Consider the following 3,643-nt stretch of genomic DNA (forward strand, 5'->3'; position numbering starts at 1 on the left):
ATGGGCCACCCCAGATACGCTGGGGCAACCGTGCCATTCTGTCAGAGTTCCACCCGCAAGCACAATCCCAAGGGAGCGTTCTCGCATGTGAAACCACCGACAGAGTGGCGTCGGCGCTGGTCGAACCGCAAATGGCAGGTCGACCGTCACCAAGGAACTACCGTACCCCGCACTCGGGCGTGTCGCAACAGGGGATCGGTCACAAAGCTCCGACGAGGCCGACGCCGCTGCGCGCAAAAACGAAGAATCACGGTTCGGCCGTAGCCCTCTCTTTCGAGTTGCCGCAAAAGCGGACTGACGGGGAGCAACATCCACGAGGCTCGGATGATCCATCGACTCGCAGCGCAGAAAACAGCGAGAAGCCCCGCCTCTTGGAAGAGGCGGGGCCCTCAGTGCCGCTGGATCAGCAGCGAATCAAATCTGAGTAGACCTCAGAGAGTGATTCACTTAATGATCTTGGTGACGCGACCGGAACCAACGGTGCGGCCACCCTCACGGATAGCGAAGCCGAGGCCGGGCTCCATGGCGATGGGCTGGATCAGCTCAACGGAGATTTCGGTGGTGTCGCCAGGCATAACCATGTCGGTGCCCTCGGGGAGGGTGATGACGCCGGTCACGTCCGTGGTACGGAAGTAGAACTGCGGACGGTAGTTCGAGAAGAAGGGGTTGTGACGGCCGCCCTCTTCCTTCTTGAGGATGTAGACCTGGCCCTCGAACTCGGTGTGGGGCGTGATGGAGCCGGGGACGGCCACAACCTGGCCGCGCTCGACCTCGTCGCGCTTGGTGCCGCGGAGGAGCAGACCACAGTTCTCGCCAGCCCAGGCCTCGTCCATGGACTTGTGGAACATCTCAATGCCGGTGACCGTGGTCTTCTGGGGCTCACGGATACCGAGGATCTCGACCTCAGAGTTGATGGGCAGCTTGCCACGCTCAACACGACCGGTAACGACCGTGCCACGACCGGTGATCGTGAAGACGTCCTCGATCGGCATGAGGAAGGGCTTGTCCATGTCACGCTCGGGGGTGGGGATGTAGGAATCCACCGCGTCCATGAGCTCCTCGACCTTGGCAACCCACTCCGGGTCGCCCTCGAGGGCCTTCAGAGCGGAGACCTGGATGATCGGGGCGTCGCGGTCGAAGTCCTGGGACTCGAGCAGGTCGCGGCACTCCTCCTCGACCAGTTCCATCATTTCCTCATCGTCGACCATGTCGGACTTGTTGAGGGCGATGAGGATGGTGGGGACGCCGACCTGACGGGCGAGCAGGACGTGCTCGCGGGTCTGGGCCATGGGGCCGTCGGTGGCTGCGACCACGAGGATCGCGCCGTCCATCTGGGCCGCGCCGGTGATCATGTTCTTGACGTAGTCGGCGTGGCCGGGAGCGTCAACGTGCGCGTAGTGACGCGCCTCGGTCTGGTACTCGACGTGGGAGACGTTGATCGTGATACCACGATCGCGCTCCTCGGGAGCGTTGTCGACCTGATCGAAGGGGGTGTATTCGTTCAGATCGGGGTACTTGTCGTGCAGCACCTTCGTGATAGCTGCCGTCAGCGTCGTCTTGCCGTGGTCAACGTGACCAATCGTGCCGATGTTGACGTGCGGCTTGGTGCGCTCAAACTTGGCCTTCGCCACTTGTGTCCTCCTGGACTCGGGTAGATATTCTCAGCCTACGGCTAGGTGTCAGCTTAACACCCCTGGGGCTAGAGACCTACTGGGTTTACTTGTGTGTGAGGCGGCTCGCAGGGGCAGGTTTCCCCTGCCCGGGCGAACCCCCGGTGGGACTCAGTTGCCCCGAGACTTGCCGACGATTTCATCCGCGACGGCGCGCGGAACTTCGGCGTAGCTATCGAACTCCATGGAGTAGACAGCGCGGCCCTGCGTCTTGGAACGCAGGTCGCCCACGTATCCGAACATCTCGGACAGCGGCACCTGAGCCTTGACGACGCGAACGCCGTGCTGCTCGTCCATCGAAGAGATCTGGCCACGACGGGAATTAAGGTCGCCGATGACGTCGCCCATGTACTCCTCGGGAGTACGCACCTCGACGGCCATGATGGGCTCGAGGAGGACGGGGTTCGCTTTCTTCGCGGCTTCCTTCAGCGCCATCGAACCAGCAACCTTGAACGCCATTTCGGAGGAGTCAACCTCGTGGTAGGCGCCGTCAAGCAGCGTGGCCTTGATGTCAACCATCGGATAGCCGGCGAGAACGCCGGACTGCATGGCGTCTTTGATACCCGCGTCGACAGAGGGAATGTACTCGCGCGGGACGCGGCCACCGGTGACCTTGTCCTCAAACATGTACTCTTCCTCGGAGTCGGCCGGAAGGGGTTCAAGGGCGATAATGACACGCGCGAACTGACCGGAACCACCGGTCTGCTTCTTGTGCGTGTACTCGTACTTCTCGACCTTCTTGCGGATGGTCTCGCGGTAGGCAACCATCGGGTTACCCACGTTGGCCTCGACCTTGAACTCGCGACGCATACGGTCGACGATGATGTCGAGGTGGAGCTCACCCATACCACCGATGATGGTCTGGCCGGTCTCGGCGTCGAGCTCGACGGTGAACGTCGGGTCCTCTTCCGCCAGCTTCTGGATGGCGACGCCCATCTTCTCCTGGTCGGCCTTCGACTTGGGCTCGACGGCGACCTGGATAACGGGGGCGGGGAACGTCATCGACTCGAGGACGATCGGCTTGTCGATTGCGGCAAGCGTGTCGCCCGTGGTCGTGTCCTTCAGGCCGATGACCGCGTAGATGTGGCCAGCGTGCGCCACGTCGACGGGGTTCTCCTTGTTGGAGTGCATCTGGAAGATCTTACCGATGCGTTCCTTCTTGCCCTTGGTCGAGTTGAGGACTTGAGAGCCGGACTCGACCTTACCGGAGTACACGCGGATGAAGGTGAGCTTGCCGTAGAAGGGGTGCGCGGCGATCTTGAAGGCCAGAGCGGAGAAGGGTTCCTTCTCGTCGGGGTGGCGGACCTCGGTCTCTTCTTCGGTTTCAGACCCGGGGAGGAAGCCACGAACGTCGCCGATGTCGAGCGGGGAGGGCAGGAAGTCCACGACGGCGTCGAGGACGGGCTGCACGCCCATGTTACGCAGGGCGGTACCGCAGTAGACGGGGAACGCGCGCGAGTTGATGGTCAGGAGGCGAATGCCTTCCTTGATCTGCTCGAGCGTCAGGTCGCCGTTCTCCAGGTAGGCTTCGGTGAGTTCGTCGGAGCCCTCAGCAGCGGCTTCGACGAGCGCCTCGCGGTACTCCTCGGCCTGCTCCTGGTACTCCTCCGGAATGGGGCCTCGCACGACGAGGGAGCCGAGCGTGTCGTTGCCCTTGTCGTCCTTGGCCGGGTAGGTCAGGGCCTCCATGGTCAGCAGGTCAATGTTGCCGACGAAATCGCTCTCGGCGCCCATGGGCAGCTGCATGACGATGGGGGTCGCGTGGAGGCGTTCCTTGATGGTGCCAACCGAGAAGTAGAAATCGGCGCCCATCTTATCCATCTTGTTGATGAAGCAGATACGCGGGACGTCGTACTTATCGGCCTGACGCCACACGGTCTCGGACTGGGGCTCCACGCCCTCCTTGCCGTCGAACACAGCGACAGCGCCGTCGAGGACGCGCAGCGAGCGCTCAACCTCAACGGTGAAGTCAA

Annotated in this window: 2 protein-coding genes; both read right to left on the reverse strand. The window is 62.4% G+C overall.

All coding sequences use genetic code 11. The annotated features are described in order from the left end of the window. Nucleotides 1-443 precede the first annotated feature (443 nt). Nucleotides 444-1,631, reverse strand: a complete 1,188-nt coding sequence (tuf, locus tag RYL44_RS10055) for an elongation factor Tu (protein WP_296531375.1) — start codon at nucleotides 1,629-1,631, stop codon at nucleotides 444-446. Nucleotides 1,632-1,781: 150 nt separating this feature from the next. Further along, on the reverse strand, nucleotides 1,782-3,643 hold a 1,862-nt coding region (gene fusA, locus RYL44_RS10060), incomplete at its 5' end, for an elongation factor G (RefSeq protein ID WP_314975906.1).

This window comes from Actinomyces bouchesdurhonensis, assembly GCF_963540955.1.
Classification (GTDB): Bacteria; Actinomycetota; Actinomycetes; order Actinomycetales; family Actinomycetaceae; genus Pauljensenia; species Pauljensenia bouchesdurhonensis.